Here is a 24,841-nt window from a genome sequence, read left to right as displayed (position 1 = left end):
GAATGAGACTCAGCGTCATCGGCTGCGGATACCTCGGGGCGGTGCACGCGACGGCGATGGCGTCGCTCGGCCACGAGGTGGTCGGGATCGACGTCGACGAGAACCGGATCGCGATGCTCGCATCGGGGAAGGCGCCGTTCTTCGAGCCCGGTCTCGACGACCTCCTCGGTCAGGCGCGCGATCGCGGCACGCTGACGTTCTCGACCGACTTCGCCGCGGCATCCGAGGCGACCGTGCATTTCATCGCGGTGGGCACCCCCCAGAGCGCCGACGGCGACGGCGCGGACCTGCGCTACGTCGACAGCGCGATCGCCTCCCTCACGGCCGTCCTCTCCCCCGGCGATCTCGTCGTCGGGAAGTCCACGGTCCCGGTCGGCACCGCCCGGCGCATCGCCGATGCCATCCGCCCCACCGGCGCACGGCTGGTGTGGAACCCGGAGTTCCTCCGCGAGGGTTTCGCGATCCAGGACACCCTGGCACCGGATCGTCTCGTGTACGGGGTCGAGAGCGATGACGCGTCCGCCGCGGACGTCGCCGTCCTCGACGAGATCTACCGGCCGGCGATCGAGTCCGGCACACCCCGCGTGGTCACCGACTACGCCACCGCGGAGCTCGTGAAGGTCTCGGCCAACGCCTTCCTGGCCACGAAGATCTCATTCATCAACGCGATGGCCGAGATCGCCGAGGTCACCGGTGCCGATGTCACCCAGCTCGCCGACGCCATCGGCTTCGACGCACGGATCGGTCGCCGGTTCCTCAACGCGGGCATCGGATTCGGCGGCGGATGCCTGCCGAAGGACATCCGGGCGTTCGCCGCGCGCGCCGAGGAGCTCGGTGTCGGCGAGTCCGTGCGGTTCCTGCACGAGGTCGACGCGATCAACCTGCGCCGCCGGCAACGTGTCGCGGACCTCGTCGTGGCGGCCCTCGACGGCGCCCCGGAGGGCCGTCGGGTGGCGGTCCTCGGACTCGCGTTCAAGCCCGACTCCGACGACACCCGCGATTCGCCCGCTCTGGATGTCGCCCGACGTCTGCACGCTTCCGGCGTCGACGTCCAGGCGTTCGACCCGGCGGCGAACGAGACGGCACGGCGTGTCGCTCCCGACCTGTCCTACGCCGAATCGGTCCTCGCTGCCGTCGACGGCGCCGAGGTGGTCGTCGTGGCGACCGAGTGGCGGGAGTTCCGCGACCTCGACCCGGCGACCGTCTCTGCAGCCACCACCGCTCGGACCATCGTGGATGCGCGCAACTGCCTGGATCCCGTGGCCTGGCGCGCCGCTGGATGGACCTACTTCGGCATGGGGCGCCCATGACCGGCCCGCGCGTGAGCATCGTCGTCCGAACGAAGAACCGTCCGGACTTCCTGACCCGAGCGCTCTCCAGCATCACCTCCCAGGCATTCGACGACTGGGAGGCGATCATCGTCAACGACGGGGGCGACGCGGCGAAGGTGGCGGCGCTTGTCGCCGCGCTCCCCGATCCGTCGCATCGCGACCGCGTCCGCGTCATCGACCATCCGGAGTCCCGCGGTCGCTGGGTCTCCGCCAACGCCGGCGTCCTGGCGGCGACGGGCGAGTACCTCGTGCTGCACGACGACGACGACTCCTGGCACCGTGACTTCCTCGCCAAGGCCGTCGAGTATCTCGACGCCCACCCTGAGCGGCAGGGCGTCGTCTCTCGCATCGAGATCGTCTGGGAGCGCGAGGAGCAGGGCCGCTTCGTCGTGGAGGAGCGCGAGGAGTTCCAGTCCCAGCTCACCGCCCCCCTGCTCACCGACACCCTCCTTTTCAACAGGTTCGTTCCCATCGGCTTCCTCTACCGTCGCTCGCTGCACGCCGAGATCGGCCTCTACGACGAGAAGCTGCCCGTCGTCGGCGACTGGGACTTCAACCTGAAGGTGCTCTCCCGTGGCGCCCTCGAGTACCTCGGCGATCAGCCTCTGGCCTACTGGCATCAGCGTCGCGGCGCCACCGGCAGCGCGGCGAACAGCGTGGCCGGCGCCCGCAGCGACCACGCCCGGTACGACGCGAGCATCCGCGAGGAGGCCCTGCGGAGCTGGGTCGAGGAGAACGGCACCGGCCTGGTGCTCTACCTCACCAAGTTCATCGACCAGCGATTCGTCGACGTGGAGAACGGCATCCGCGAGGAGATCGTCGCCTCCTCGTTCTGGCGGCGCGTCGAGCGCCGCCTGCGCCGGCGCCGCTAGGAGCGCAGGAGCTCGACGGCGTCGGTGATCGGTCCGTCGAAGATCATCTTCCCCTTCGAGATGACGATCCCCCGCGAGCACAGCTCCTGGACCATGTTCATGTCGTGGCTGACCACGAGCATCGTCACGCCGCGGGCGGTGAGCTCCTTGATCTTCTGCGCGCACTTCGCACGGAACGGGGCGTCACCGACGCTCAGCACCTCGTCGACGAGCAGCGTGTCGAGGTTCACGTGGATCGCCACCGAGAAGGCGAGCCGCATGAACATGCCGGACGAATAGTGCTTGACCTCCTGGTCGATGAAGTCGCCGATCTCGGAGAACGCGACGATGTCGTCGAACTTCTCGTCGGTCTCCTTGCGTGACATCCCCAGGATCGCGGCGTTCAGATACACGTTCTCGCGGCCGGACAGATCCGGGTGGAAGCCGGCGCCGACCTCGATGAGACCGGCCACCCTGCCCCGGGTGAGCACCCGTCCGCCGTCCGGCTCGAGCACTCCGGACACCAGCTTCAGCGTCGTCGACTTGCCCGATCCGTTCATGCCGAGGATGGCGACGGATTCGCCCTCCCCCACCTGGAAGCTGATGTCGTCGAGAGCCAGGAACTGATCCGTCCTGACCTTCTTCTTCTGCAGCCATCCGATGAACGCCTCCTTGAAGGAATGCGAGTTCCTCCGCAGGAAGTACTTCGATGCGCCCTCGACGATGATGGTGGGAGGGGTGGCGGTCTGCACCGCGATCAGATCTTGCATGTTGTGCTCACAGGTCCTGTGCGAAGCTGCGCTCGAAACGGCGGAAGACGAGCTGTCCGATGACGAGCATGATCAGGCTGACGACGCCGGCGACCACGGCGTACACGCCGAAGTGCGGCGGCAGGCCGGGGGTCGACGAGGCGGTCGGCGCCCAGAAGCCGTAGTGGAAGAACTCGACAGCGACCGTCAGCGGGTTGCTCATGTAGATGTGGAACAGCCACGGCGGCATCTTGTCGATCACGAGCGTCCACATGTAGAGCACGGGCGACGTCCACGTCGAGAACATGCGGATGATCTCGACGACGTTCTGGGCGTCGCGGAAGCGCACGTTGATGCCGCCGAAGAAGAGCCCCAGACCGGTCGCGAAGACGAGCACGATCAGCACGCCGGCGAGGACGGCGGCGATGCCCAGCAGAGACGGAGTCCACCCCAGCAGCAGACAGATCGCCAGCAGCACGGCCACCTGCGGGAGGAAGTGGACGAACGCGACGATGATCGCCGCGACCGGGAACAGCTCTCGGGGAAGATAGATCTTCCGCACCAGCGCTCCGTTGTCGACGATCGAGTTCGTCGCGTTGCCGAATCCCTCGTTGAAGAGGTTGATGATCACGATGCCGGAGAACAGGTAGATCGCGAAGTTGTCGACGTCGCGATGGATGTTGAGGATGATCCCCATCACGAAGTAGTACACGGCGAACTGCGCCGCCGGTTTCACGTAGGACCAGGTCCAACCGAGGACGGAGTTGCGATAGCGAGTCGCGGTCGCCTTGCGGACGAGAAGGTTCAGGAGGTACCGACGCCGGAAGACGTCGAGCACCCCTCGTCCGCGCCCGGGAGATTGATACAAGCGCGCGTCGACTGTGCTCACCTGGTTACCACCACGCCTCCTCGTCGCGCGCCTCGGGCAGGCACGCATACCGCCCTTCATCGTAGTCGGTGATCCTGGGCGCACTCTTTCAGGAGGACGGGTGTTCGCCCGTCCTCCTGTGTCCGTTCTCAGCGCGTCGGCAGCTTCAGCGTCGCGCAGTTGGCCGGCGAGAGTTCGGTGATGGCGACGCCCCGCGGATCCGTGATGATCGTCAGCTTGCCTGCGGCGGCGGAATAGAGGACGCCGTTGCAGCGGACGACCGTGGTGACCGTCCCCGCCTTGGGCATCGCCGCGCCCGCCGCGTCGGAGATCGCCACGGCTTGCCTCGGGAGGCCCAGATCGTCGGCGCGGAGCCAGGAGTTGAGGTAGATCAGGCGTCCCGCATCCGCGAGGTACACGCGGCCGTCGCCCGGCGTCACCACGAAGCCGATGTCGGCGCGCAGCATCGTCCCCTTCGGCTGGGCGGCCATGTCAGCCGCCGCCAGGGTCACCACGCGCACGGCGCCGGGGCCGTTCAGCGCCGTCAGCGTCGCGGGGTTGGCGACGTGGCGGAAGACTCCGCCCGTCGCCATGTGGATGGCGCTGTCGCCGGCGCCGTTGACGAAGAGAGGCGAGGCCGTGTCGTTCCCGATCCGCAGCAGCGCACACGTCCGGGCGTCGACCGCCGCGACTCCGAACCCGCCCGAGGAAGCCACGCGCCAGAGCGTGCCGCCCGCAGCGAAGTACACGCGACCGTCGCACGAGACGAAGCGGCTGAGATCCGTCGTGGTCCGATGCTGCGCGACCGCCGTCGCGGCGACGTTCTTCGTGACCTTCACCGGCAGACCGAGGTGGGTGGCGAAGTCGAAGGAGGACACGTAGTGCAGCTCCCCGTCGGACGTCGGCAGGTACACCCTGGTCGATCCCGCGATCGTGATGAACTCGCCCGGAACGAAGCGCGTCGGGATCGCTCGGTACTTGGAGGCCCCGCCCGGCGTCATGGTCGCCGCATAGAGGCTCGGGTTCTGTCCCCACGCCGTCGCCGCTGCCGCGGTTCCGTACGGCACGAGGTCCTTGCCCTCGATCACGAAGACACGCGCATCGCCTGCCATCTTCGCCCGCACGGTCATCTCCGGCCCGGCGCCGGGCCTGCGGAAGTCGTCGGAGTCGAACTTCGTGAGCGCGTTGCAGTTGGATCCCCAGCTCGCGACGAGGTCGCAGGTCGGGAACCGGTGCGTCTTCCCGTCGCTGAGATACGACACCGTGAGGGTGGACGCGTCCTGCAGGAACAGGGTCGCCGCCCCGCCCTGCCGGAGCGACCCGATGTGGTCGTTCGTCGTCGGCGCCGGGTCGCCGAAGGCGGCCTTGTACTGGCCCCAGACGTCGGCCGTGATGTGGTACGCGGTGCCGTTGGTGATCGCGTAGATGTCCTTGCCGACGTTGACGATGGGACCGTCCGGCCTCTTGATGCCCTGCGTGCTGCCGAACCAGTCCGTGAAGTAGTTGTAGAAGTTGCGGTTGCCGTATGCCGAGCAGCCGTCGCCGGTGCCGTAGCCGGCCCGGAGGGCGGCGGCGTTCGGCTGGTAGGGCGTGTAGTAGTACAGCGCGGAGGTGGCCTTGTTGGCGACGGCCACCGGCGACGAGCCGCACGAGGCCTTCGGGTTGTAGAGGATGTTCCAGGTCCGCCCTGGGGCGTACCACTGGAACCAGCGGCCCTCCATGTAGATCTGCATCTGACGCGCTGCGCCGTAGATCTGGTGGAAGAAGCCGATGTAATTGGGGTCGCACGGCGCCGTGTCCGGGCATCCCTGACCGAGGGCGATGCGGTAGCGCCACGCGCTCGGCCAGGTGTGGGTGATGAGACCCTGCTCCTTCTGGAGCATCACGATCAGCACCTGCGGGTTGATGTTGCAGGCCTGCGCCACGCGGTAGATGATCCGCGCCGCTGACTCGTTCGCCGCTCCCGAATAGCCGGAGCAGTACGCGTCGCCTGGGCGCGACACCGTGTTCATGCGGAAGTCCTTGAGGCACACGATCGGCTCGTTGTTCTCGTCACGACCGCCCAGGCAGCGCGCCACCTTGCCGTTGAAGAAGCTCTGGATCTGCGCTTCGGTCATCGTGCTCTTGTTGGTGAACACGGCGTCGCTGATGATGTTCCCCGCATTGAACCCGGCGAGGGTGGTCTTCACGATCCCCCCGGAAGCGGGCTGGACCGACGCGCGCGCGAGGTCGGCACTGCTCGAGGAGGTGGACGCCGAGGCAGCGGCGGCGGGGACCGCCGTGCCGAGGAGCAGGGCGGAGACAGCAAGGAAACAGACGAGGAGTGGGGCGGTCCTCGGTGTGTTTCGAGAGCGTGGGGCACGTCGAGACATGTGACCAGTGTGACGGAAGTTGCGGGATGATGCCACTGTTACGACAGTTGAGACGCAATCCGTCGGCGTGTCGCAGGGATGCGCAGGCTGCTCCCAGCGAATCAGAGGTCCGCGTGCAGGCCCCAGAGACGTTCGGCCGAACTCGCCCAGGAGAAGGCTCTGGCGCGGTCCAACCCGAGCACGCGCAACCGCTCGGCCGCCGCGTTCGCGGCCTCGGACAGCGCTTCCGCGAGGTCCTCGGCCGCGACCAGCATCCCGCCGTCGGCGATCACATCACCGTGCGATCCGCTGTCGACCGCCACGACCGGCACGCCCAGGACCATCGCCTCGATCGCCCGCCACGGCCAGCCGGCCACCGGGTCGCTCGCCGCGAAGGCCGACGCGCCTGCCAGGACGGCGGCGCGGTCCTCGACGGGCAGAGCACCCCGCACATGCACGCGCCGCTCGGGCAGTCCGGCCGCCGAGGCCACCTCGGCGTAGCGCGGCTCCGAACCCTCTGGCGCGTCCAGAACGACGGCATCGAGACCAGCGGCGATCGCGCCGCGGAAGCCCTCGGTCAGCGTCGCCAGCGGCCCGACGAGCACGACGTACTCCTCCGGAAGGGACAGCGCTGCTCGCCGTCGCGCCGCGTCGGTCGGTGCAGCGAAGCCGCGGGGAGGAGCACCGGCGATGACACGGACCCGGTCGCCCAGGCGCGCCAGCTCGCTCAGTCTCTCTGCCATGGCATGAGAGGGGACGACCACCGCGTCGGCATGCTTGACCGCACGGCGGAGCATGCCCCGCTGCCAGGCGACCGTGCCCTTCGACAGCTGATCGGGCGCCTCCCAGGCTCGCAGGTCCCACAGGGTCACGGTGGTCTGGTCGTTGTCGTGCAGCCGGTCGTGGCGCACGAGCGGCGCCATCAGCGTCGGTGCGTGGATCAGCCCGCCGCCGACTCCCGGGGCGATGCCGAGCTGCCAGGACGCGGCGAGTTCGCGGCGCCCGAGGCTCAGCGTGCGCACCTCCGAGATGCCCGCCACGGGGACGGACGCGCCGGCAGGGACGATCGCCTCGACCGTGCAGCCGGAGGGAGCCGTCGCGACCAGTCCCGCCGCCAGATCCACGGACGCGGCAGCCTGGTCGGGGTCGACGATCTGCACGAGCTGATCCAGAACAACACGCAGTCGAGCACCCATGGCATCAGGGTAGCCGCGGGCGCCCTTCGCTCCTGGGAGCACCGGGCCCGCGCCGCCCGAATGTCAGCGTTCCCACAGATTCCGCGCCCACGGACGGCGCTGTTCATGTTTGAATGCTCGAGTGAGCGATGGTCGACTTCCCGCCCGGCGCCGATGGATCGGGTGGACCGTCGGCATCCTGTTGTCCCTGCTGCTGATCGCGATCGGCTGGGTCGCCGTCCGCGGGATCGGGGCCGTGAACGATCTCCAGCAGGTCGCCAAGGGAGCGACGCAGCTGGAGTCGTCGATCGCCGCCGGCGATCTGGAGGGCGCCCAGCCGATAGCGAAGAGCATCGCGCGCAATGCGGCGTCGGCTCGCGACCTCACCTCCGATCCCGTCTGGCAGGTCTTCGGCGCGGTGCCGTGGCTCGGTCCGAACTTCCGCGCGGTGAGCGAGGTCGCCGAGATCGCCGACGACGTCTCGCAGGAGGCGCTGTCGCCCCTGCTCGACGTGGCGGCCGACTTCGATCTCGCGAACCTCGGGTTCTCGGGCGGCAAGATCGATCTCGCTCCGTTCGCCGCGATCGCGGAGCCGCTCGGCGCGGCCGACGCCGCCCTGAGCGCAGCCCAGCGCGACGCACGACGCATCGACGCGGATGCCACGCTCCCGCCGCTCGCGGATGCCGTCGAAGAGCTGCGTTCGGCCGTCACCGAGGCCGCGACGGTCGTCGGCTCACTGCACGGCGCGGCCGTCCTGCTGCCGACCATGCTCGGCGGCGAAGGCCCCCGCGACTACGTCCTCGCGATGCAGAACAACGCCGAGCTGCGCTCCTCCGGCGGGATCGTGGGCTCGATCGCCCTGCTGCACGCCGAGAACGGGCAGATCACGCTGCAGTCCCAGGCATCGACGCTGGACTTCCCGCCCCTGGAGACACCGCTGCCGCTGAGCGAGTCGACGGTCGCCCTGTTCGAGGATCGTCCGGGCCGTTACCTGCAGAACATCACCAGCATCCCCGACTTCAGCGAGGTCGGCGCCACCATCGCCGCGCGATGGGAAGGCCGCTTCGGGCAGAAGGTCGACGGCGTGATCGCCGTGGATGCCGTCGTGGCCCGACACCTCCTAAAGGTCACCGGCGACCTCACCTTCGGCCCGTTCACGGCCACCGCGGACAACGTGACCGACATCCTCCTCTCCGAGATCTACGCCGCCGTCCCCGATCCGGCCGCCCAGGACCAGATCTTCGCGGGCGTCGCGAGCGCCCTGTTCGGCGCGGCACTGTCCGCCGGCGACCCCGAAGCCCTGGTCGGCGCCCTCGCGGACGCGGCCGGCGAGGGACGCATCCGCATCTGGAGCGCGCACGAGGACGAGGAGTCCGTGCTGGCGGCCTCGGCTCTGGGCGGCACGATCCCGGAGGACACCGCTGACGGCTCGTCGGTGGGCGTCCTGATGAACGACACCACCGGCGGCAAGATGGACTACTACACCCGTGCCTCCATCGCGACCGCGGTCGGCACCTGCCGCGGACTGCCCACGACCCAGGTGAGCGTGACCTGGACGAACACGGCTCCCGCAGACGCGGCGACGGCGCTGCCGAAGTACGTCACAGCGGACGGGTTCTACGGGGTTCCCCCCGGGAGCGTACGCACCCTGATCGCCGTCTACGGTCCGCAGGGCGCCACCCCCGACCACATCGACAGGGACGGCGAGGAGGATGCCGTGCAGACGGCGGTTCTCGACGACCGCACTGTCGTGCAGCACGAGGTCACCTTGGCCCCCGGCGAATCGACCACCATCACGGTCGAGTTCCAGGGCACGGGCGCCGGAGAGCGCCTGACCGAGGTGCTGCACACCCCGTTGATCGACGCTCCCGAGACGACGCGGAAACCTCTGACCTGCGCTTCGTGACTTTCACCCGCCGATAGGGTACTGTCGACTCACTGGGGAATATCTGGTGTCTGCAAAACTGCCGTGGGGGCAGGAAGACACCACGCAGTCGGACGCAGGGGTGTGTCCGAAGGCGATTCCGCGTGAAATTCTGGGGAGAAATCATGCTGAAGAAACTGGCTGCCATCAGCCTCACCGCTGGCGCGCTGGTCCTGCTCGCGCCCGCTGTCGCCACCGCCGCGCCGACTGTTCCGGCCGCGTCGACCGACTCGTACTCGACGCCTCCCGGCGTCAAGGTCGGCGACCCGATCATCGACATCTGCGAAGTCTCGACCATCGTTTTCGGTCCCGGGTTCTTCCTCCCGTCGGAGAACGTCAACGTCGCGGTCTCCGGGCTCAACGCCGCGGATGCAGCCGTGTCGGGCAACACCGCCACAGCCGACGGGAGCCTGACGCTCACGTTCCGTCCGCCGTCCGACGGCGAGGGCTCCTACGCCATCGCCTTCAACGGGTCACGCGCGTACACCGCCACGATCACGGTGTCGCACGGTCACGACGCGGCGGTCAGCTGCGACCACGACCCCGGGGTCGCGGCCGCGGGTTCCGAGCTTCCGCTCACCGGCGACGGCTTCGAGCTGGCGCTCACGGGCGGAAGCGTCTCACCGTGGGTGCTCGGAGGCGGCGCCGCGGCGCTCGTCGCCGGCGGCGCTCTCGTCGCGGTCGGAGCCTCCCGCCGCAAGCGCGCCTAGGTCCGGCTGCCGCCTCGCGCGGTGGTCGACTGGACGACGGTGATCCCTCCCCCTCCGATCACCGTCGTCTGGTGCATCCGGTGAACTCACCGGAAGCCCACGGCCGTCCCTCTCCTGGGGACGGCCGTGGGCTTTGGAGCGCCCGGACGGTGCGATCACGATCGCCCGCGCCTCGGGTCGGGTGTCAGGGCTGCGGTGTCGGCGTCTCCGTCGGCGGGTGCAGGGACTGCGTGATCATCTCGCGGATGTGCGCGTAGTCGGGCTGGTGCTCATCCACACCGAACTCGGGCGTGAGCTCGATCGTCGTCACCGGCTGCTCCTTCGCCTTGAGCATCAGATCGAAGAACTCGGGGAGCTTGTCGGACGGGAGGTCCGTGCTGATGAGTGCGGTTCCGGCCGCGGCGACCTCGTTGAACCGGGTCAGCACGGTCTGCGGCGTGAACTGCGCGAGGATCGCCTCCTGCAGCTCCCGCTGACGCTTCATCCGATCCCAGTCGTCCGTCGTGTAGCGCGACCGGGCGTACCACTGCGCGGTGTCGCCGTCCATCCGCTGCTGACCGGGCTCGATCCATCCGATCGCCCACTCGTTCACATCGGTGCCTGTCCAGCCCTCCGGCGGACCACCCTTGGGCAGCCGCTCGGTGACGTTGATGTCCACACCTCCGAGCGCGTCCACAAGCTCCGCGAATCCGTGCATGTCGACGAACACGTAATACGGGATCTCGATGCCGAGGACACCCTCCGCCGCATCCTTGGTCGCCTCGATGCCGGGGGCGGAGCCGTGCGCGTCGGCGTCGGGGTACAAGCCTGTCCCGTGGTCCTCCCGGCACACCTCCGCGGCGTTGCGCACATGGTTCATCCAGCCGTTCCAGCCGCAGGTCGACGAGCTGTGCCCCTCGAAGCCGTCCGGGTACAGCTCCTGCATCGGACTGCCGTCGCTGAACGGGGCGTTCGGGAGCTCGCGCGGGATCCCGGTGATCGTCACGGCGCCGGTGTCGGCGTTGACCGAGACGACGGAGATGCTGTCGAAGCGCATCGAATCGCGGCCGTCGCCGCTGTCGGCGCCGAGCAGCAGGATGTTGTAGTAGCCGTCGCTCGGCTCGACGCTCGGCCCGCTCTGGCCGAAGATCGATCCCAGCGTGCTGCGCACCGATCCGACCGCGGTCGCGGCGTACGCGGTGCCGCCGCCGACCAGGCCGAGGAGCACGAGGGCGACGACCGGGATCGCGAGGCGCGACACCCCTGGCACCTTCACCAGACGCACCAGGCGCAGCGCGTCGAAGGTGAGCACGATCCAGAGCACGACATACCCGACGAGCAGAACCTGGACGATCGTGAGGACCGCCGCCGAGAAGAATCCCCCGCCGATCGTGAACCACAGCAGGACAGGACGGGCGAACAGGGCCAGTCCTGCGGTCACGAGCACCAGCAGCCAGGCCACCAGCGTCGCGCCGAGCCCGAATCGGCCGAGCCGACGATTGCCTGCGAGGATCTGTGCGGATCCGGGCAGCACGAGGTTCAGGGCGACGAGCCACCAGCCCCGCTTCGCCATCATCCCGGGATCAGACGAATCCGGGTGCCGCAGCGGCCGGGTCTCGATGAGCGGGCGCTGCGATGCGCGCGGCGGCGCAAGGGTCACAGCGAGTCCTTCAGCCGTTCGTTCTTCGCCTCGACCTGCGCCTCGAGGTCGCGGGCATACGCCTCGACCCGGTCGGCGAGCGCGTCGTCAGCGGTGCCGAGGATGCGAGCGGCGAGCAGACCGGCGTTGCGCGCGCCGCCGATCGAGACCGTCGCGACGGGGATGCCCGCCGGCATCTGCACGATCGAGAGCAGCGAGTCCATCCCGTCGAGGTAGGCGAGCGGGACCGGAACCCCGACCACCGGCAGCGGCGTCATCGACGCGAGCATGCCGGGAAGATGGGCTGCTCCCCCGGCGCCGGCGATGATGACCCGGATGCCGCGGGACCGCGCCTCACGCGCATAGGACATGAGCTTGTCCGGAGTCCGGTGCGCCGAGACCACCTCGACCTCGTGCGGGATGCCGAAGTCCGTGAGGGCCTGAGAGGCGTCGCTCATCACGCGCCAGTCGGAGTCGGATCCCATGACGACGCCGACCAGGGGCGCGGCGGAGGAGTGCAGTGGCTCGGTCACCAGATCAGGCTACGGTCTGGTGCTGGGAGATTCCCCGAACGGCGCGCGCTTGAATCGCATGTCTGCTCGGTGACGCGCCGCTCAGTCGAAGTGCGCGGCGACGGCGCGGGCCACGTACACCGCGTCATCAAGATCCTCGTCGGCGACGTTGACGTGTCCGACCTTGCGACCGGGGCGGGGGGCCTTGCCGTAGGTGTGGATCTTCGCCTGGGGGTGCTCGGCCATTGCCGCCGCGAAACGGTCACCGAGAGTGCCCTCCGCCGGACCGCCGAGGATGTTCACCATGACGGACCAGGGCGCACGCGCAGCCGTGCTGCCCAGCGGCAGGTCCGCGACCGCCCGCAGGTGCTGCTCGAACTGCCCCGTGACCGCCCCGTCCTGGCTCCAGTGTCCGCTGTTGTGCGGCCGCATCGCGAGCTCGTTGACGAGGATGCGCTCGTCGTCGGTCTCGAAGAGCTCGACGGCGAGCATCCCCGTGACGCCGAGTCCCTCGGCGATCGACTCGCCGATGCCCCTGGCCACGGCGGTCAACCGCTCACCCGCGGCCGGCGCGGGCGCGATGACCTCGGCGCAGACCCCGTCTCGCTGCACGGTCTCCACCACGGGGTACGCCACGATCTCACCGCTCGGACGACGGGCCACCTGCTGCGCGAGCTCGCGGACGAACGGCACGAGCTCCTCCACGAGGAGCGCGTCGCCATGGTCAAGCGCGTCCATCCAGTCCTCGGCCTCGCCGGCAGCCCGCACGACGCGCACGCCCTTGCCGTCGTAGCCACCGCGCGGCGTCTTCACGACCCCCGCGCCGCCGTGCTCGTCGAGGAACGCCTGCAGCTCGTCGATCGAGCGCACGGGCGCCCAATCCGGCTGCGGCACCCCGAGCTCGGCGAGGCGAGCGCGCATCACCAGCTTGTCCTGCGCGAACTGGAGGGCGTCCGGGCCGGGGTGCACGACGACCCCGTCGGCGACGAGAGCGCGCAGCACCTCCTGCGGGACGTGCTCATGGTCGAAGGTCACGACGTCGACGTCCGCGACGAAGGCGCGCACGGCCTCGAGATCGCGATAGTCACCGACCGCCGTGGCCGCGAGTCCGGCGGACATGCCGTCCTCCTCGGCGAGCACTCTCAGATCGAGTCCCAGTTCGACCGCCGGGGCGATCATCATCCGGGCCAGCTGTCCTCCGCCGATCACGCCAACTCGCAGCGCCATGTGCCGCCTCCATTCGTCTGCCCCCATTCTTCCGCACCGGGAGCCGCCCGCTCGACATCGGACGCGACGCCGAGACGGCGCGAGGACCCGTCTCGGGTCACAGCGAGCCGGGTTCGTCCCCGCCGGACTGCGCATCGCGGTGCGCGAGGATCTGGCCGACCTCGATCTGATCGGCGAGGGTCTCATGCACGAGCGTCACGTTCGGCACGTTCGACAGCCGCAGCGGCGCATCCACGCCGTTCGACAGCGTGATGGTCCCCGTGCCCCACAGGCGTTGCAGCGGACCGCGGCGAACCGCGATCGTGTAGCCGCGGGAGTGCGACATCTCACGACGGCGACGTGCGCCGACGCCCTGATGCGCGATGACGCGCCGCGTCGTGACGGTCGTGCTCCGGGAGAACCAGACCACGAAGGGGATGACGACGGCGATCAGGACGAGCGCACCGGCGGCGGCGAGCAGCATCCAGTCCTCGAACCCCTCGGGGAGGTTGCCGTAGAGATAGGCCGTGGCCCCGAAGGTCGCGATGAGCACGAGCGCCGACCAGAACAGCCGGCGCGCGTGACTGCGGAAGCGCGCGATCAGCAGCTCTTCCGCAGGCGTACCGGGTGGCGGCATCAGGGGCCGCCCGCCGAGCGTCACAGGCTGGGTCACCCCACCATTGTGCCCGTGATCGGCGACATCCCCGGCTGTACCGCGGCGTGTCAGCTTCCGGCCGGACGCACGTGCACGACGTCACCGGCCGAGATCGCGTGCTCCGCGCCGTCGACGACCACCACCAGGCGTCCCTCGCGGTCGAGGCGCGAAGCGGTTCCCTCGACGACGCGATCGCCCGGCATCGAGACCCGGACCGTGTGCGCGAGCGTCGCGCATCGTGCCGAGACAGCGTCGTGAAGGCCGCTCGCGATGGCGTCGCCCGCCTGGAGGAGGCCGCACAGGTAGCCGTCGAGCGTCGTGAGGTAGCCGGAGAGCAGACGATCCTCGTCGACGTCGGCGCCGAGCACCGCGAACGAGGTCGCCGTCGGCACCGGCAGCTGTTCGGCCGTCATGCGCGTGTTCACACCTGCGCCGAGGACCACCGCCCCTGTCGTCGCCTCAGCGAGGATGCCGCAGATCTTGCGTCCGTCGACCAGGACGTCGTTCGGCCACTTCAGGGCGACGTCGCGTCCCGGCAGCTGCTCGGCGACGGCAGCCGCCATCGCGGCACCGGCGGCGAGCGGGATCCATCCCCGTGCGGTCGGGGCGGCAGGAAGCTCCCGAAGCAGGACCGAGACCGCGAGGGCGGAGCCGGCCGGCGCCACCCACGTGCGATCGAGGCGGCCTCGTCCTGCCGCCTGGTCGTGCGTGGTCAGGACCGACAGGTGCGGCCAGCCCTCCGCGTCCTCCGCGTGCGCCCGGAGGTCGGCGTTCGTCGAGCCGGTGCGAGTCACGTGCTCCAGCCGCGAGGCGACCGTGCCCGCGAGCGGGAAGGAGGCCGTCATGCCTCGTCCTCGTCGGCTTCCTCGTCGTCGTCGTCCTCGTCGGGACGGACCGCTCCGACCTCGCTGGCCTCCCAGCGCTCCCACTCCTGCATGAGCCGCTCCACCGCGGCGTGGAACTTCTCGGTGGCGACGCCGGGGGTGGTGTCGCCGAAGTAATGCTGCACCCACATCCGCAGGCGCGCGATCGCCGCCTCGTCGGAGCGCACCCGCTCGACCTCCGCGACGATGTCCGACGCGCTCTCGACCGTCAGCCATTCGCAGTCCGCGAGGTACCCCTGCGTGTCCACCGAGGCGCGCTCATCCGCCGGACGGGTGATCATGAGCGGTTTGCCCGCGGCGAGCCGGTCGTACACCATCGCCGAGATGTCGACGACGGCGACATCGGCCGCGGTGAGCTGCCAGCCGAGCTCGGGCCCGTGATCGTAGACGTGGTGCGCCGAGGGATCCGCGGCGTTCGCCGCCTCGATCGCCGCGATGATCCGACGGTGGGCCGCACCGTAGGCCTCGTCCACGACGCCGCTGCGCGGGTGCGGTCGGTAGATGACACGGTGCTCGCCGGTCGCGAGCAGCCGCGCCACGAGCGTCTCGCCGTGCGAGGCGATCGAGCCGTAATGCGCGCTGGGGCGGTCGCCCTCCCACGTGGGCGCGTACAGGACCACCGTGCGGTCGTCCGGGGTGAAGGGGAGGATGCCCGAATAGTGATCGGCCTGCGGGCGGCCGATCTCGATCGTGCGCCGGTCCACGTCATAGTCCCACAGTGTGCGCGAGAGCCTGTCCCGCGCGGCCTGGCCGGCGACGAAGGCGTAGTCGTAGGCCTTGTACTGGTTGGTGGTCATGTACATCTTGTCGGACTCGCCGTGGTTGATGAACACGTGCCAGCGCCGCCCGTAGCGGAACATCTGGAAGTTCCGGGTGTTCTGGTTCACGTACAGCACGACCCGGATGTCCTGCGTCGCGATGAAGCGCTCGAGATCGCGGATCTTCGGCACGAAGGCGACGGGCGGGGCATCCTCTTCCAGGAGCTTCTCCGCACCGGTGGCCTGTCGGGCGAGCACGACGACCGGCCAGCGCTCGGCCAGCTCGGCGAGCGGTCGGTACCACTGACGCATCTGGTACATGTTCACGTCGCCGTCGGCGAAGTAGACCGCGACCTGGAAGCGACCCTGGGGGTGCGGCTCGCGCTCGGCGAGGCGTCGACGCACGCGCTGCACGGCGGACCGGGACGCGAGCGCCCGCTTCAGCAGACGGTAGGCCTTCTTCGCGTCAGACAGTGCACCCATCCCTCCAGGATAGTTCGTCGCCTTCCGCGGGTCGGGTCCCCCCTGTCATCAGGGAACGCGCGAGACGTCGTGCCATGATCGACATGTGCCCGCTGACGAATCCCCCACTCCCCCGTCCGGGGTGTCCTTCGTGATGCCGGTGCTCAACGAGCGTGCGTACCTCGAGCATGCGGTCGCTTCGGTTCTCGCCCAGGACGTGGACGGACCGGCCGAGCTGGTCCTCGCGCTCGGGCCGTCGACGGACGGCACGACGGAGCTCGCGCAGAGGCTCGCCGCTGCCGATCCGCGCATCCGCCTCGTCGACAACCCCGCGGCGCACATCCCGGTCGGACTGAACGCGGCGATCCGCGCGAGCCGCTACGCGACCATCGTGCGCGTCGACGCGCACTCCGAGTTGTCGCCCGGCTACGCAGCGCGGGCGCTGCAGACCCTCGAGCGATCCGGAGCGGCGAACGTCGGCGGGGTGATGCACGCCGAGGGGCGCTCTCCTTTCCAGAAGGCCGTCGCGCGCCTGTACAACTCCCCCGTCGGGCTCGGCGGAGGCGCCTATCACGGCGGCACGCAGGAGGGCGAGGCGGAATCGGCGTACCTCGGCGTCATGCGCCGCGCCGTGCTCGACGAGGTCGGCCTCTTCGACGAGTCCATCCGCCGCGGCGAGGACTGGGAGCTGAACCTGCGCATCCGCCAGGCCGGGCACCGGGTGTGGTTCGATCCGGACCTCTCCGTGACCTACTGGCCGCGCGAGAGCTGGCTCCGACTGGCCAGGCAGTTCCGGGCGACCGGGGCGTGGCGCGGCGAACTCGTCAGACGCTTCGGACGCCGCAACGGCATCCGCTACTTCGCTCCCCCGATCCTGCTGCTGGTCGTCGTCCTCGCCCTCGTCGTCGGCATCCTGCAGCTCGCCGGAGTGCTCAGCGGGCCGGCGTCGCTGATCGCCTCGCTTCTCGTCTACACCCCGCTGGCCCTGTACGTGCTGCTCGTCGTGGGCGTCGCCCTCGCGCCCGGCGGCGGCGGCCTTCGTCAACGGCTGTGGACCCTGGCGGTCCTGCCGACCATGCACCTCTCCTGGGGGCTCGGCTTCCTCGGCGGAGTCCTCCGCGGAGCGAGGGACACGGTCGACGCCTCCCGTCTGGGAACGCGCAACACCCCGCTCCCCTAGCGCCGACTCCCGGGCTCAGCGGGTGACGAACCCCAGGTCCAGAAGGCGGTCGACGACACGTCGAGCGGCGTGCCCGTCGTCCCGCGTGTTGAACTGCCGCCGCCAGGCGGCGTACCGCTCGGCGTAGGTCGCGACGTGGTCCGGATCGTCCAGGGCGGCAGCGAGCTCGTCCTGGGTGCGCACCAGCGGACCGGGGGCGCGATCGGCGAGATCGAAGTAGAAGCCGCGCAGCTGGCCGCGGTAGTGGTCGAGATCGGGCACGAGGAAGTACATCGGCTTGCCGGTGACGCTGAAGTCGAACATGACCGAGGAGTAGTCCGTGATGAGGGCGTCGGCGACGAGCAGCAGCCGTGACGTCTCCGGATAGCCGGTGACGTCGATGACCCGCGCTCCCGCCCTGTCCCTGCCCTGCTCGATCGTGCGGGAGTGCCCACGCACGAGCACCACCGCGTTCGCCTGGCGGGCGAGCAGCTCGGCGTCGACGAAGTCCACCATCTCGGTGCGATCGTCACGCCAGGTCGGGGCGTACAGCAGCACCCGCTCGTCCGCGCCGATCCCCAGCGCCTCGCGGACGGCCGCGGCGTCGCCCGTGACGAGAGCGTCGTTGCGGGGATAGCCCTCGACCCAGATCGGCCGCCCGAAGAACGCGTACGCCTTGCGCAGGATGCGCTCGGAGTAGGTGTTCTGCGCCAGCAGGACGTCCCATCGCCGCGACTCCTTGACGACGGCAGCCATGCGCCGCGGGTCGAACCCCGGGCGGTGCAGGGCGAGTCGTTTCAGCGGCGTGCCGTGCCACGTCTGCAGGACCTTCTGGCCCGGCTTGCGGGCGAACCGACGGCGCAGCCAGTCGTTCACCACGAGCAGTCGAGCGGCTCCGCGGGCATGCCACCACTGCGGGCTGCCCTCGACGACGGCGATCGCCCCCTCCGGCACCTCCACCGAGAGGTCGGTGACGCTCCAGTACCGCCGCACCTCTGGCGCACGGGCGGCGAGCTCCCGGTCGATCGCCCGCGGGTTGCAGCCGACGCTCCGGCCGTAGAAGCTCTCGAAGAACACGGCGTTCTCGGTCCCACCGGTCTGCGCCACGTAGCGCTCCTCCAGCGTCGCGCGCCCTTCGGCCGTCTCGTACACCGGATCGATGGGCGCGGCGATCCGCACCTCGTCCCCGTCCACCGCGATGCGGACGCCGGTCAGGACCGCGGGTGGCACACGGAGGTCGGCGAGGTCGGCATCCGCGATCCGCAGTTCGTATCGTCCGGCCGGCAGCGGGAGCAGGGGCCCGCCCCAGCGTGACGCCTGCAGCGGGAAGGTGGCCTTCCACGTCTTGCCGCCGCCGGTGATGCGCGCGTCGACGCGCGCTCGTGGTCCGACCAGGACGGCCGCTGCCGGTCGCGCACCGGTCCCGGCGATGACCAGCGCCTCTGCGGCGTCATCGATGCGGGCCGTCGTCATGCTGCTCCCTTCGGCGCGGGAATCCCCCGCGCGCGGATGACCTGGTAGACGCGCTCGGTGTTTCGCCCGTCCCGATGCGCATGCATCTCCGCGCTGAGCGTAGCGGAACGCGAGGAGGCGATGTCGTACGCCCGATCGTCGGACAGCAGCGCCTCGAGCTGCTGCACCAGCTGCGTCCAGTCCCTCGCCGGGTCGGGACCTGCGACGTCCTCGTACCTGCCGTAGAAGCCGCGCGTGCGCGCGTACTCCTCGGCGTCGGGCGCGAGGAACAGCACCGGCATGCCCAGCAGACCGACGTCGTAGGCGAGCGAGGAGTAGTCGGTGACGAGGACGTCGATCGCGGCGAGGGCCGGAGTCACGTCGGCGAGTCGATCGGCGCCGAGCGACCGCACTCTGCGGCTCGGCTGCGGCGGCGCGTAGCGTCCGGCACCGAGCGGATGCGAGCGCACGAGGAGAACCGCGTCGGCCTGCTCGAGCGCACGGAGGATGAGAGTCCACTCCGCCGCGGTCGGCACGGCGGGGTCGGGCGCCCCGTCGCGCCAGGTCGGCGCGTAGAGGACGGTGCGCGCGCCCTCGGGAAGGTCGTCGACGGCGGCATGGAGCACCGCCGACGCGGAGCGCCGTCGCTCCTCGGCGGGACCGGCCGAGAGCACATCAACCCGGGGCTCACCGGTCACGACCACGCGGTCATCGCCGAGACCGAAGGCGGATTCGAGGCGTCCTCGCGCGCGGTCGGATGCGGCGGGCAGCACGCGGATGCGCTGGGCGGCCGCGCGATACAGGAACCCGACCAGACGACGCAGCACAGCCGCTCCCGGTACGTGCGGCACCTGCGTCGTCGCGGAGGAGTCCAGGCCGATCCGCTTCAGCGGGATGCCGTGCCAGAGCTGGACCACGAAGGCGCCGCCGTTCGCGTACCGGTTCACGTCTCCGAGACCGTGCGTGACCACGAGCACACCGGCGCGCGCTGTGGCCCACCATCCGCGGGCACTGTTCTTCGGGGCGGTGGGGATGCCCAGGGCCGCTGCGTCGCGCTCTTCGCGCGCGGTGGCCGTGAGCCACAGCGTGTCGTGCCCCATCGCGGATGCGTGGCGGTGCAGCGCGAGCGCTCCGTCGCCGATACCGGCGCCGCAGCCGAACACCCAGCGACGGCCACGCGGGAGGAGGAAGGTGCCGATGCGTCCGACGGCATACAGCGGGATCCGGAGGAGCTTGGCCGCGTTGCCGGTGCCGAAAGAGAAGGACGCCACCCCGCGAGCCTATCGCGCGGGTGGCGTCCTTCTCCGTGACGGGAGGATCAGCCGGCGAGTTCGCCGAGCGTCACCTCGATGTCGTACTCCTTGCCGCCTCGGACGTAGGTGACGTCCGCCTTGCTGCCGGCCGCCGCCGCGCGCACCTGCGCGGTCAGATCGCTGGCGCTGGTGATCGGCACACCGTTGAACTCGGTGACGATGTCGCCCGCTTCGAGACCGCCCGCGGCCGCGGCGCCACCCTCGTTCGCCTTGGCGATGTACGCCCCGGCGACGGTCGCGCCCTCGACGCTCGACGCGTCCTGCACGGAGGCCCCGAGCAGACCGTGCGTCGCCGCGCCGTCGGCGATGATCTCGTCGGAGACGCGCTTGGCGATGTTCGACGGGATGGCGAATCCGATTCCGATCGAACCGGAGTCCTCGGAGCTTCCCGAGCTCGCGATCGCCACGTTGATGCCGATCAGCTCACCCTTGCTGTTCACGAGTGCGCCGCCCGAGTTTCCGTGGTTGATCGCGGCGTCGGTCTGGATCACGGCGATCGAGATGCTGTCGGAGGTCTGCGGGGTGCCGCTGCCGGGGATGTCGAACTGGAACGGCCCCTGGCCCTGCCCCTGGTCGGGCGACTGCTGCTGATCCGGCGCGTCCTCGGAGGACGAGTCGGGCAGCGCGGACGACGCGATCTGGATGCTGCGGTTCAGCGCGCTCACGATGCCGGTGGTGACGGAGTTCGCCAGTCCCAGCGGGGCGCCCAGCGCGACGGCCGTGTCACCGACGTTGAGCTTCGACGAGTCGGCGAAGTCCATCGGCGTGAGCCCCTCCGCCCCCTTCAGCTTGATGACGGCCAGGTCGTAGATCGGGTCGGTCCCCACCACGGTCGCCTCGAAGATGCGGCCGTCGGAGGTGGTCACCCGGATCGTCGGATCGGCGACCGCGCCGCCCAGGGTCACGACGTGCGTGTTGGTCAGGACGTAGCCGTCATCGCTGATGATCACACCGGAACCGCTTCCCGCCTGGTCGGAACCGGCGACCTCGATGGTCACCACGGACGGCAGAGCGGCCGTCGCGACCGCGGTGGTCTCGTTGACCGAGCCCGGATTGTTCACGGTGACGGTCTGCGGTCCGGTGGCCGTTCCGGAGGACGGGGTCTCCTGCAGGCCGTTCAGCAGGGCGCCGCCGCCGAAGCCCGCGACGCCGCCGACGAGGGCTGCCGCCACGATGAAGGCCGCGATCCTCGTGCCGCCTCGCTTCTGCTCCTTCACCTTGGGCCCAGCGGTGGAGGCGTCGCCGAGCGGCTGCGTGGGCTGGGTGTGCGAGGCAGCCGTCGGGATGCCGAAAGCGGCGCCGGGCGCGTGTCCTGCGGACGGGGGCGCGTAACCGTGCGGCACCGAGGCGATGACGGGGGCGGCGGGCGCAGGGGACGTGAACGTCGACGGCACCTCGTGTCCGTGCACCGGCGCGGCAGGGGCCGGCTTCGGCGTGTCAGCGGCGGCACCCGTCGCCGACTGGGCGGCGACCTCTGCGGCCTGGGTGGACGGCACGGCGTCGTTCGACGCGGCTGCCGACTGGTCGGGGGTCTTGTCTTCGTTCATGGTGTGTGCTCCTTCAACGACCATTTCAGAATGACGCCTGTGTCTGTGCGTTCCTTATGTCGAGGATGAGTTTCAGCTATGGCCTTAGCCTGTTCTTCATGAGTGTCATTCCCGGCGCATGGCGGCGCACGGCAGCGGGTGCAGGTCTGCTCGCTGCGGACGGAACCGTCGCGCCCACCATCTTCGCAGAGATGTCCGCCGCAGCGGCCCGAACCGGGGCGATCAATCTCGGGCAGGGCTTCCCCGACGAGGACGGCCCTGCCGAGGTTCTGGAGGCTGCGCGCCGTGCGATCGCCGACGGTGCGAACCAGTACCCGCCCGGTCGAGGCGTCCCCGACCTGCTCGCCGCCATCAGCGAGCACCAGCACCGGTTCTACGGGCTCGACGTGGATCCGGGCACCGAGGTGATCGTGACCGCCGGAGCGACCGAGGCTCTGACAGCCACACTGCTGGCCCTGATCGACGGCCCGGACGACGAGGTCGTCGTCTTCGAGCCGTACTACGACTCCTACGCCGCCGCGGTCGCGCTGGCCGGCGCGCGACTGCGCACGGTCCCGCTGCGAGCCCCGGACTTCCAACCGGACCTGGAACAGCTCGCCGCGGCGGTCACCGACCGCACCCGGATCATCCTCGTCAACGACCCGCACAATCCCACGGGAGCCGTCTTCGGCCGGGAGGTGCTCGTTGAGGTCGTGCGGCTGGCTCAGCAGCACGATGCGGTGATCGTGACGGACGAGGTGTACGAGCATCTCTCCTTCCACTCCCCGCACACGCCGATCGCGACCCTGCCCGACGCGGCGGAGCGCACGCTGACCATCTCCTCGGCAGGGAAGACGTTCTCCACGACGGGCTGGAAGATCGGCTGGATCCACGGCCCCGCGGCGCTCATCACGGCGGTCCTCACGGTGAAGCAGTACCTCACCTATGTGAACGGCTCCCCCTTCCAGCCTGCGATCGCCGTGGGACTGCGCCTGGACGACTCGTACTTCTCGAACGCGGCGACCGAGCTCGCGCGCAAGCATCAGATCCTCGGCCAGGGGCTGCGCGCCGCCGGGTTCACCGTGCATCCACCGCGGGGCGGCTACTTCACCGTGGCCGACGCGACGGCCCTCGGCGGGGCGGACGCTGCGGCGTTCTGCCGCGCCCTCCCGGAGCGCGCCGGCGTCGTGGCCATTCCGCTCTCGGCCTTCGTCTCCCCCGAACATCGAGAAGACTACGCCGGCCTCGTGCGCTTCGCCGCCTGCAAGCGGATCGACGTGCTGGAGGAAGCGGCGGCCCGGCTGACGCGGTACTCCGCCTGACGGGGATCCTCAGGACTCGCGGGCTGTCACTCCGTACCGGCGAACCCGCAGCGAGGGGTTGGTCGTCCGCACCGTCTCGATGGCGGCGCGCTCGACGGTCGCCACCGCGATCCCGCTTGCCGTACCGACCCCTGCCAGGACGACCCCCTGCGGGTCGACGATCTGCGAGTGCCCCACACCGATCGGAGTGGGGTGGTCGGCGGCGATCACGTAGACGGTGTTCTCGATCGCACGCGCGCCGAGCAGCGTCGTCCAGTGGTGCTCCTTGAGCGGCCCCCTGACCCATTCGGCCGGCACGACCAGCGCATCGGCGGCGGCGTCGACCAGGACGCGGGCGACCTCGGGGAATCGCAGGTCGTAGCAGGTCATCAGTCCGAAGCGCAGCCCTCCGAGCTCGAACGTCGCGGCCTCCCCGACCTCACCCGGCTCGACCCAGTCCGACTCGGTCTGCCCGAAGGCGTCGTACAGGTGCTGCTTGCGATAGACCGCGAGGACACCGTCGCCCCGCACCGCGACGACCGTGTTGCGGACATGCCGCTCGTCGGACGCACGCTCGACGAGCCCGGCGACGATCACGACCGCGAGATCCGCGGCGAGGGCGATCAGCGTCGTCACGAACGTGCCGTCGAGGTCCTCCGCGTTGGCGGCGAGACTCTCATCCAGGGGGTCGACGAAGTAGCTCGAGTACTCCGGGAACACGATCAGCTTCGCTCCGCGCGAGGCGGCCTCGGTCGCGAGCTCGGCGACCCGCTCGAGGTTGTCGGGGCGGGAGGCGGTGGGAGCGAACTGGCACACGGCGACGGGGACGGCTGCAGGTGCGGACATGCTCTCATCCTCTCGCATCCACGACGCGCCCGGGTTCCCGTGCGGCGTCGCCTCGATTCGACCGACCCCGGAATCCGTGATAAGTTATCTCTTGTGCCGCGGGGTGGAGCAGTTCGGTAGCTCGCCGGGCTCATAACCCGGAGGTCGCAGGTTCAAATCCTGTCCCCGCAACAAATGAAGGGCCCTCTGACTCGGAGAAATCCAGGTCAGAGGGCCCTTCTCCTTTGCACTCTCCGTCTCGAGTCAGCGCACGACCGCGGTCGGCGCGACGAGCGCCGCGAGCACCTCGTGGCTGATCGAGCCGAGCAGGAAGCGCGCGACGGCGCCGCGACCGTGCGAGCCGACGACGGTCAGACGCGCCGTGGCAGCCAACCGATTGATGACCTCGGACGGATATCCGCGTTCCACGCGGGACTGCAGGTCGAGGTCGGGGTACGTCTGTCGCAGGCCGGCCAGAGCGAGGGCGAGGGCCTCCTCCGAGAGCGCCTGCATCGACGTCAGATACTGCTCGGGATACACCTTCGGTCCGCGCGGGACGGCCACGGGCGTCCAGACGATCACCGGGATCAGAGGCTCTCCGAGACGGTCCGCTTCCGCAGCCGCGAAGGCGACGGCGGCTTCCGACGTGGGCGATCCGTCGACGCCGACGACGATCCCCCGTCGTCCCTCGGCGGCGACATCGGGGATGACGACGACCGGGCAGGCGGCTCCGGCGACGATGCGCAGGCCATGGACCCCGCGCCGAGGGGTGTCGCGGTCATCGCTGCGGTAGTCGCTGCCGATCACCAGGAGCGTGGCCCCGGCCGTGGCCGACACCAGCTGTCGCACCGGATCGCCACGGAGCACCACCACGTCGACGGCCAGTCCTTCCGCCTCCAGGTTGCGCGCGTGCGCTTCGAGGAAGGCGTTCGCCGACGCGATCGCCGCCTCCACCACAGGACCTTCGCCGACTGCTCCGACCGCTCCGCCGACGACACTCACCAGGAGCAGCGAGGCCTTTCGGGATCGCGCCCGCTCCGCCGCCCATTCCAGAGCCCGTCGACCCGCCGACGTGTCCAGCACTCCCACAACGATCCGCTCAGCCATCGAGGCCCTCCCTGTTCGACTCCCACCCTCGCACGGCGGAGCGCACGGCGCGAGCCCTCCGGCGTGAACCGCGGCCACCCACGGCCGCAGCGCCGGCGTGAAGA

General features: G+C 70.0%; 21 protein-coding genes and 1 tRNA gene. 7 read left to right on the top strand and 15 right to left on the bottom strand.

Translation table 11 applies throughout. The annotated features are described in order from the left end of the window. Nucleotides 1-2 precede the first annotated feature (2 nt). Nucleotides 3-1,310: a UDP-glucose dehydrogenase family protein gene (locus F6A08_RS08835; RefSeq protein ID WP_151459270.1), complete on the top strand. Its 1,308-nt coding sequence runs from the start codon at nt 3-5 to the stop codon at nt 1,308-1,310. Next, nucleotides 1,307-2,203 (top strand): glycosyltransferase family 2 protein, encoded by an 897-nt coding sequence (locus tag F6A08_RS08830; protein ID WP_192576731.1) that lies wholly within the window; start codon nt 1,307-1,309, stop codon nt 2,201-2,203. Before F6A08_RS08835 ends, F6A08_RS08830 begins: the two co-directional genes overlap by 4 nt. Here F6A08_RS08830 and F6A08_RS08825 read toward each other — a convergent pair. The 4 genes from F6A08_RS08825 to F6A08_RS08810 form a co-directional block, all read right to left on the bottom strand. Next, nucleotides 2,200-2,952, bottom strand: a complete 753-nt coding sequence (locus F6A08_RS08825; protein WP_164479543.1) for an ABC transporter ATP-binding protein — start codon at nt 2,950-2,952, stop codon at nt 2,200-2,202. The two genes, F6A08_RS08830 and F6A08_RS08825, sit on opposite strands and share 4 nt — an antisense overlap. 7 nt (nt 2,953-2,959) lie before the next feature. Then, on the bottom strand, nt 2,960-3,820 hold the full coding sequence (locus F6A08_RS08820; RefSeq protein WP_225855793.1) for an ABC transporter permease: 861 nt from the start codon (nt 3,818-3,820) through the stop codon (nt 2,960-2,962). A 128-nt stretch (nt 3,821-3,948) separates the two neighbouring features. Next, nucleotides 3,949-5,988 carry a hypothetical protein gene (locus tag F6A08_RS17660; protein WP_192576730.1) on the bottom strand — a complete coding sequence of 680 codons (2,040 nt, stop codon included), beginning with the start codon at nt 5,986-5,988 and terminating at the stop codon, nt 3,949-3,951. 284 nt (nt 5,989-6,272) lie between these two features. Then, nucleotides 6,273-7,346 (bottom strand): glycosyltransferase, encoded by a 1,074-nt coding sequence (locus tag F6A08_RS08810; RefSeq protein WP_151459268.1) that lies wholly within the window; start codon nt 7,344-7,346, stop codon nt 6,273-6,275. 121 nt (nt 7,347-7,467) lie between these two features. Here F6A08_RS08810 and F6A08_RS08805 point away from each other — a divergent pair, with 121 nt between their 5' ends. Together F6A08_RS08805 and F6A08_RS08800 are read left to right on the top strand one after the other, a co-directional pair. Then, a complete protein-coding gene (locus tag F6A08_RS08805; RefSeq protein WP_151459267.1) occupies nt 7,468-9,231 on the top strand; it encodes a DUF4012 domain-containing protein in 1,764 nt (587 codons plus the stop codon). Nucleotides 9,232-9,374: 143 nt separating this feature from the next. Then, nucleotides 9,375-9,959 carry a hypothetical protein gene (locus tag F6A08_RS08800; RefSeq protein WP_124895215.1) on the top strand — a complete coding sequence of 195 codons (585 nt, stop codon included), beginning with the start codon at nt 9,375-9,377 and terminating at the stop codon, nt 9,957-9,959. 184 nt (nt 9,960-10,143) lie between these two features. Here the strand turns inward: F6A08_RS08800 and F6A08_RS08795 are convergent, their stop codons facing one another. The 6 genes from F6A08_RS08795 to F6A08_RS08770 all read right to left on the bottom strand — a co-directional run bounded on the left by F6A08_RS08795 (nt 10,144) and on the right by F6A08_RS08770 (nt 16,075). Further along, nucleotides 10,144-11,598: an LCP family glycopolymer transferase gene (locus F6A08_RS08795; protein WP_017203284.1), complete on the bottom strand. Its 1,455-nt coding sequence runs from the start codon at nt 11,596-11,598 to the stop codon at nt 10,144-10,146. Continuing rightward, nucleotides 11,595-12,062, bottom strand: a complete 468-nt coding sequence (purE, locus tag F6A08_RS08790; RefSeq protein WP_124896823.1) for a 5-(carboxyamino)imidazole ribonucleotide mutase — start codon at nt 12,060-12,062, stop codon at nt 11,595-11,597. The genes F6A08_RS08795 and purE overlap by 4 nt, the downstream gene beginning before the upstream one ends. A 129-nt stretch (nt 12,063-12,191) precedes the next feature. Next, nucleotides 12,192-13,316, bottom strand: a complete 1,125-nt coding sequence (locus F6A08_RS08785; protein ID WP_151459266.1) for a 5-(carboxyamino)imidazole ribonucleotide synthase — start codon at nt 13,314-13,316, stop codon at nt 12,192-12,194. A gap of 97 nt (nt 13,317-13,413) precedes the next feature. Continuing rightward, nucleotides 13,414-13,932, bottom strand: a complete 519-nt coding sequence (locus tag F6A08_RS08780; protein ID WP_069188234.1) for a PH domain-containing protein — start codon at nt 13,930-13,932, stop codon at nt 13,414-13,416. 86 nt (nt 13,933-14,018) lie between these two features. Further along, on the bottom strand, nt 14,019-14,795 hold the full coding sequence (locus tag F6A08_RS08775; RefSeq protein WP_151459265.1) for a biotin--[acetyl-CoA-carboxylase] ligase: 777 nt from the start codon (nt 14,793-14,795) through the stop codon (nt 14,019-14,021). Further along, on the bottom strand, nt 14,792-16,075 hold the full coding sequence (locus F6A08_RS08770; protein WP_124895213.1) for a CDP-glycerol glycerophosphotransferase family protein: 1,284 nt from the start codon (nt 16,073-16,075) through the stop codon (nt 14,792-14,794). The genes F6A08_RS08775 and F6A08_RS08770 overlap by 4 nt, the downstream gene beginning before the upstream one ends. Before the next feature lie 133 nt (nt 16,076-16,208). Between F6A08_RS08770 and F6A08_RS08765 the strand changes: the two genes are divergently transcribed. Then, a complete protein-coding gene (locus tag F6A08_RS08765) occupies nt 16,209-17,234 on the top strand; it encodes a glycosyltransferase family 2 protein (RefSeq protein ID WP_372507444.1) in 1,026 nt (341 codons plus the stop codon). A gap of 15 nt (nt 17,235-17,249) precedes the next feature. Here F6A08_RS08765 and F6A08_RS08760 read toward each other — a convergent pair whose 3' ends face one another. From F6A08_RS08760 to F6A08_RS08750, 3 genes are read right to left on the bottom strand one after another with little or no spacing between them, the layout of a single operon-like run. Further along, on the bottom strand, nt 17,250-18,686 hold the full coding sequence (locus F6A08_RS08760) for a CDP-glycerol glycerophosphotransferase family protein (RefSeq protein WP_124895212.1): 1,437 nt from the start codon (nt 18,684-18,686) through the stop codon (nt 17,250-17,252). Further along, the gene (locus tag F6A08_RS08755; protein ID WP_151459264.1) at nt 18,683-19,936 is read right to left on the bottom strand and encodes a CDP-glycerol glycerophosphotransferase family protein; all 1,254 of its coding nucleotides are present in this window, start codon (nt 19,934-19,936) and stop codon (nt 18,683-18,685) included. The genes F6A08_RS08760 and F6A08_RS08755 overlap by 4 nt, the downstream gene beginning before the upstream one ends. Nucleotides 19,937-19,983: 47 nt before the next feature. Beyond that, a complete protein-coding gene (locus tag F6A08_RS08750) occupies nt 19,984-21,525 on the bottom strand; it encodes a S1C family serine protease (protein WP_225855791.1) in 1,542 nt (513 codons plus the stop codon). A gap of 98 nt (nt 21,526-21,623) precedes the next feature. On the opposite strand from F6A08_RS08750, the gene F6A08_RS08745 reads away from it, so the two are divergent. Next, a complete protein-coding gene (locus F6A08_RS08745) occupies nt 21,624-22,826 on the top strand; it encodes an aminotransferase class I/II-fold pyridoxal phosphate-dependent enzyme (RefSeq protein ID WP_151459263.1) in 1,203 nt (400 codons plus the stop codon). A 9-nt stretch (nt 22,827-22,835) separates the two neighbouring features. On the opposite strand, the gene F6A08_RS08740 is transcribed toward F6A08_RS08745, so the two are convergent. Beyond that, complete coding sequence (locus F6A08_RS08740; protein ID WP_151459262.1) at nt 22,836-23,651, bottom strand: carbon-nitrogen hydrolase family protein; 816 nt, start codon at nt 23,649-23,651, stop codon at nt 22,836-22,838. A gap of 97 nt (nt 23,652-23,748) precedes the next feature. Between F6A08_RS08740 and F6A08_RS08735 the strand changes: the two genes are divergently transcribed. Then, nucleotides 23,749-23,822, top strand: a tRNA-Met gene (locus F6A08_RS08735). A 72-nt stretch (nt 23,823-23,894) separates the two neighbouring features. On the opposite strand, the gene F6A08_RS08730 is transcribed toward F6A08_RS08735, so the two are convergent. Further along, the gene (locus F6A08_RS08730) at nt 23,895-24,737 is read right to left on the bottom strand and encodes a universal stress protein (protein ID WP_151459261.1); all 843 of its coding nucleotides are present in this window, start codon (nt 24,735-24,737) and stop codon (nt 23,895-23,897) included. Nucleotides 24,738-24,841: the final 104 nt, after the last annotated feature.

The organism is Microbacterium algeriense, from assembly GCF_008868005.1.
Taxonomy (GTDB): domain Bacteria; phylum Actinomycetota; class Actinomycetes; order Actinomycetales; family Microbacteriaceae; genus Microbacterium; species Microbacterium algeriense.
Note: the sequence above shows the minus strand (reverse complement) of the source record. Positions and strands in the feature narration are given on the sequence as shown.

Bases quoted from the DNA above. Each gene is read 5' to 3' on its own strand.
- F6A08_RS08835 (WP_151459270.1), top strand. From the start codon at position 3: ATGAGACTCAGCGTCATCGGCTGCGGATACCTCGGGGCGGTGCACGCG.
- F6A08_RS08830 (WP_192576731.1), top strand. From the start codon at position 1,307: ATGACCGGCCCGCGCGTGAGCATCGTCGTCCGAACGAAGAACCGTCCG.
- F6A08_RS08825 (WP_164479543.1), bottom strand. From the start codon at position 2,952: ATGCAAGATCTGATCGCGGTGCAGACCGCCACCCCTCCCACCATCATC.
- F6A08_RS08810 (WP_151459268.1), bottom strand. From the start codon at position 7,346: ATGGGTGCTCGACTGCGTGTTGTTCTGGATCAGCTCGTGCAGATCGTC.
- F6A08_RS08800 (WP_124895215.1), top strand. From the start codon at position 9,375: ATGCTGAAGAAACTGGCTGCCATCAGCCTCACCGCTGGCGCGCTGGTC.
- purE (WP_124896823.1), bottom strand. From the start codon at position 12,062: ATGGGATCCGACTCCGACTGGCGCGTGATGAGCGACGCCTCTCAGGCC.
- F6A08_RS08785 (WP_151459266.1), bottom strand. From the start codon at position 13,316: ATGGCGCTGCGAGTTGGCGTGATCGGCGGAGGACAGCTGGCCCGGATG.
- F6A08_RS08780 (WP_069188234.1), bottom strand. From the start codon at position 13,932: ATGCCGCCACCCGGTACGCCTGCGGAAGAGCTGCTGATCGCGCGCTTC.
- F6A08_RS08775 (WP_151459265.1), bottom strand. From the start codon at position 14,795: ATGACGGCCTCCTTCCCGCTCGCGGGCACGGTCGCCTCGCGGCTGGAG.
- F6A08_RS08770 (WP_124895213.1), bottom strand. From the start codon at position 16,075: ATGGGTGCACTGTCTGACGCGAAGAAGGCCTACCGTCTGCTGAAGCGG.
- F6A08_RS08765 (WP_372507444.1), top strand. From the start codon at position 16,209: ATGCCGGTGCTCAACGAGCGTGCGTACCTCGAGCATGCGGTCGCTTCG.
- F6A08_RS08760 (WP_124895212.1), bottom strand. From the start codon at position 18,686: ATGACGACGGCCCGCATCGATGACGCCGCAGAGGCGCTGGTCATCGCC.
- F6A08_RS08750 (WP_225855791.1), bottom strand. From the start codon at position 21,525: ATGAACGAAGACAAGACCCCCGACCAGTCGGCAGCCGCGTCGAACGAC.
- F6A08_RS08745 (WP_151459263.1), top strand. From the start codon at position 21,624: ATGAGTGTCATTCCCGGCGCATGGCGGCGCACGGCAGCGGGTGCAGGT.
- F6A08_RS08740 (WP_151459262.1), bottom strand. From the start codon at position 23,651: ATGTCCGCACCTGCAGCCGTCCCCGTCGCCGTGTGCCAGTTCGCTCCC.
- F6A08_RS08730 (WP_151459261.1), bottom strand. From the start codon at position 24,737: ATGGCTGAGCGGATCGTTGTGGGAGTGCTGGACACGTCGGCGGGTCGA.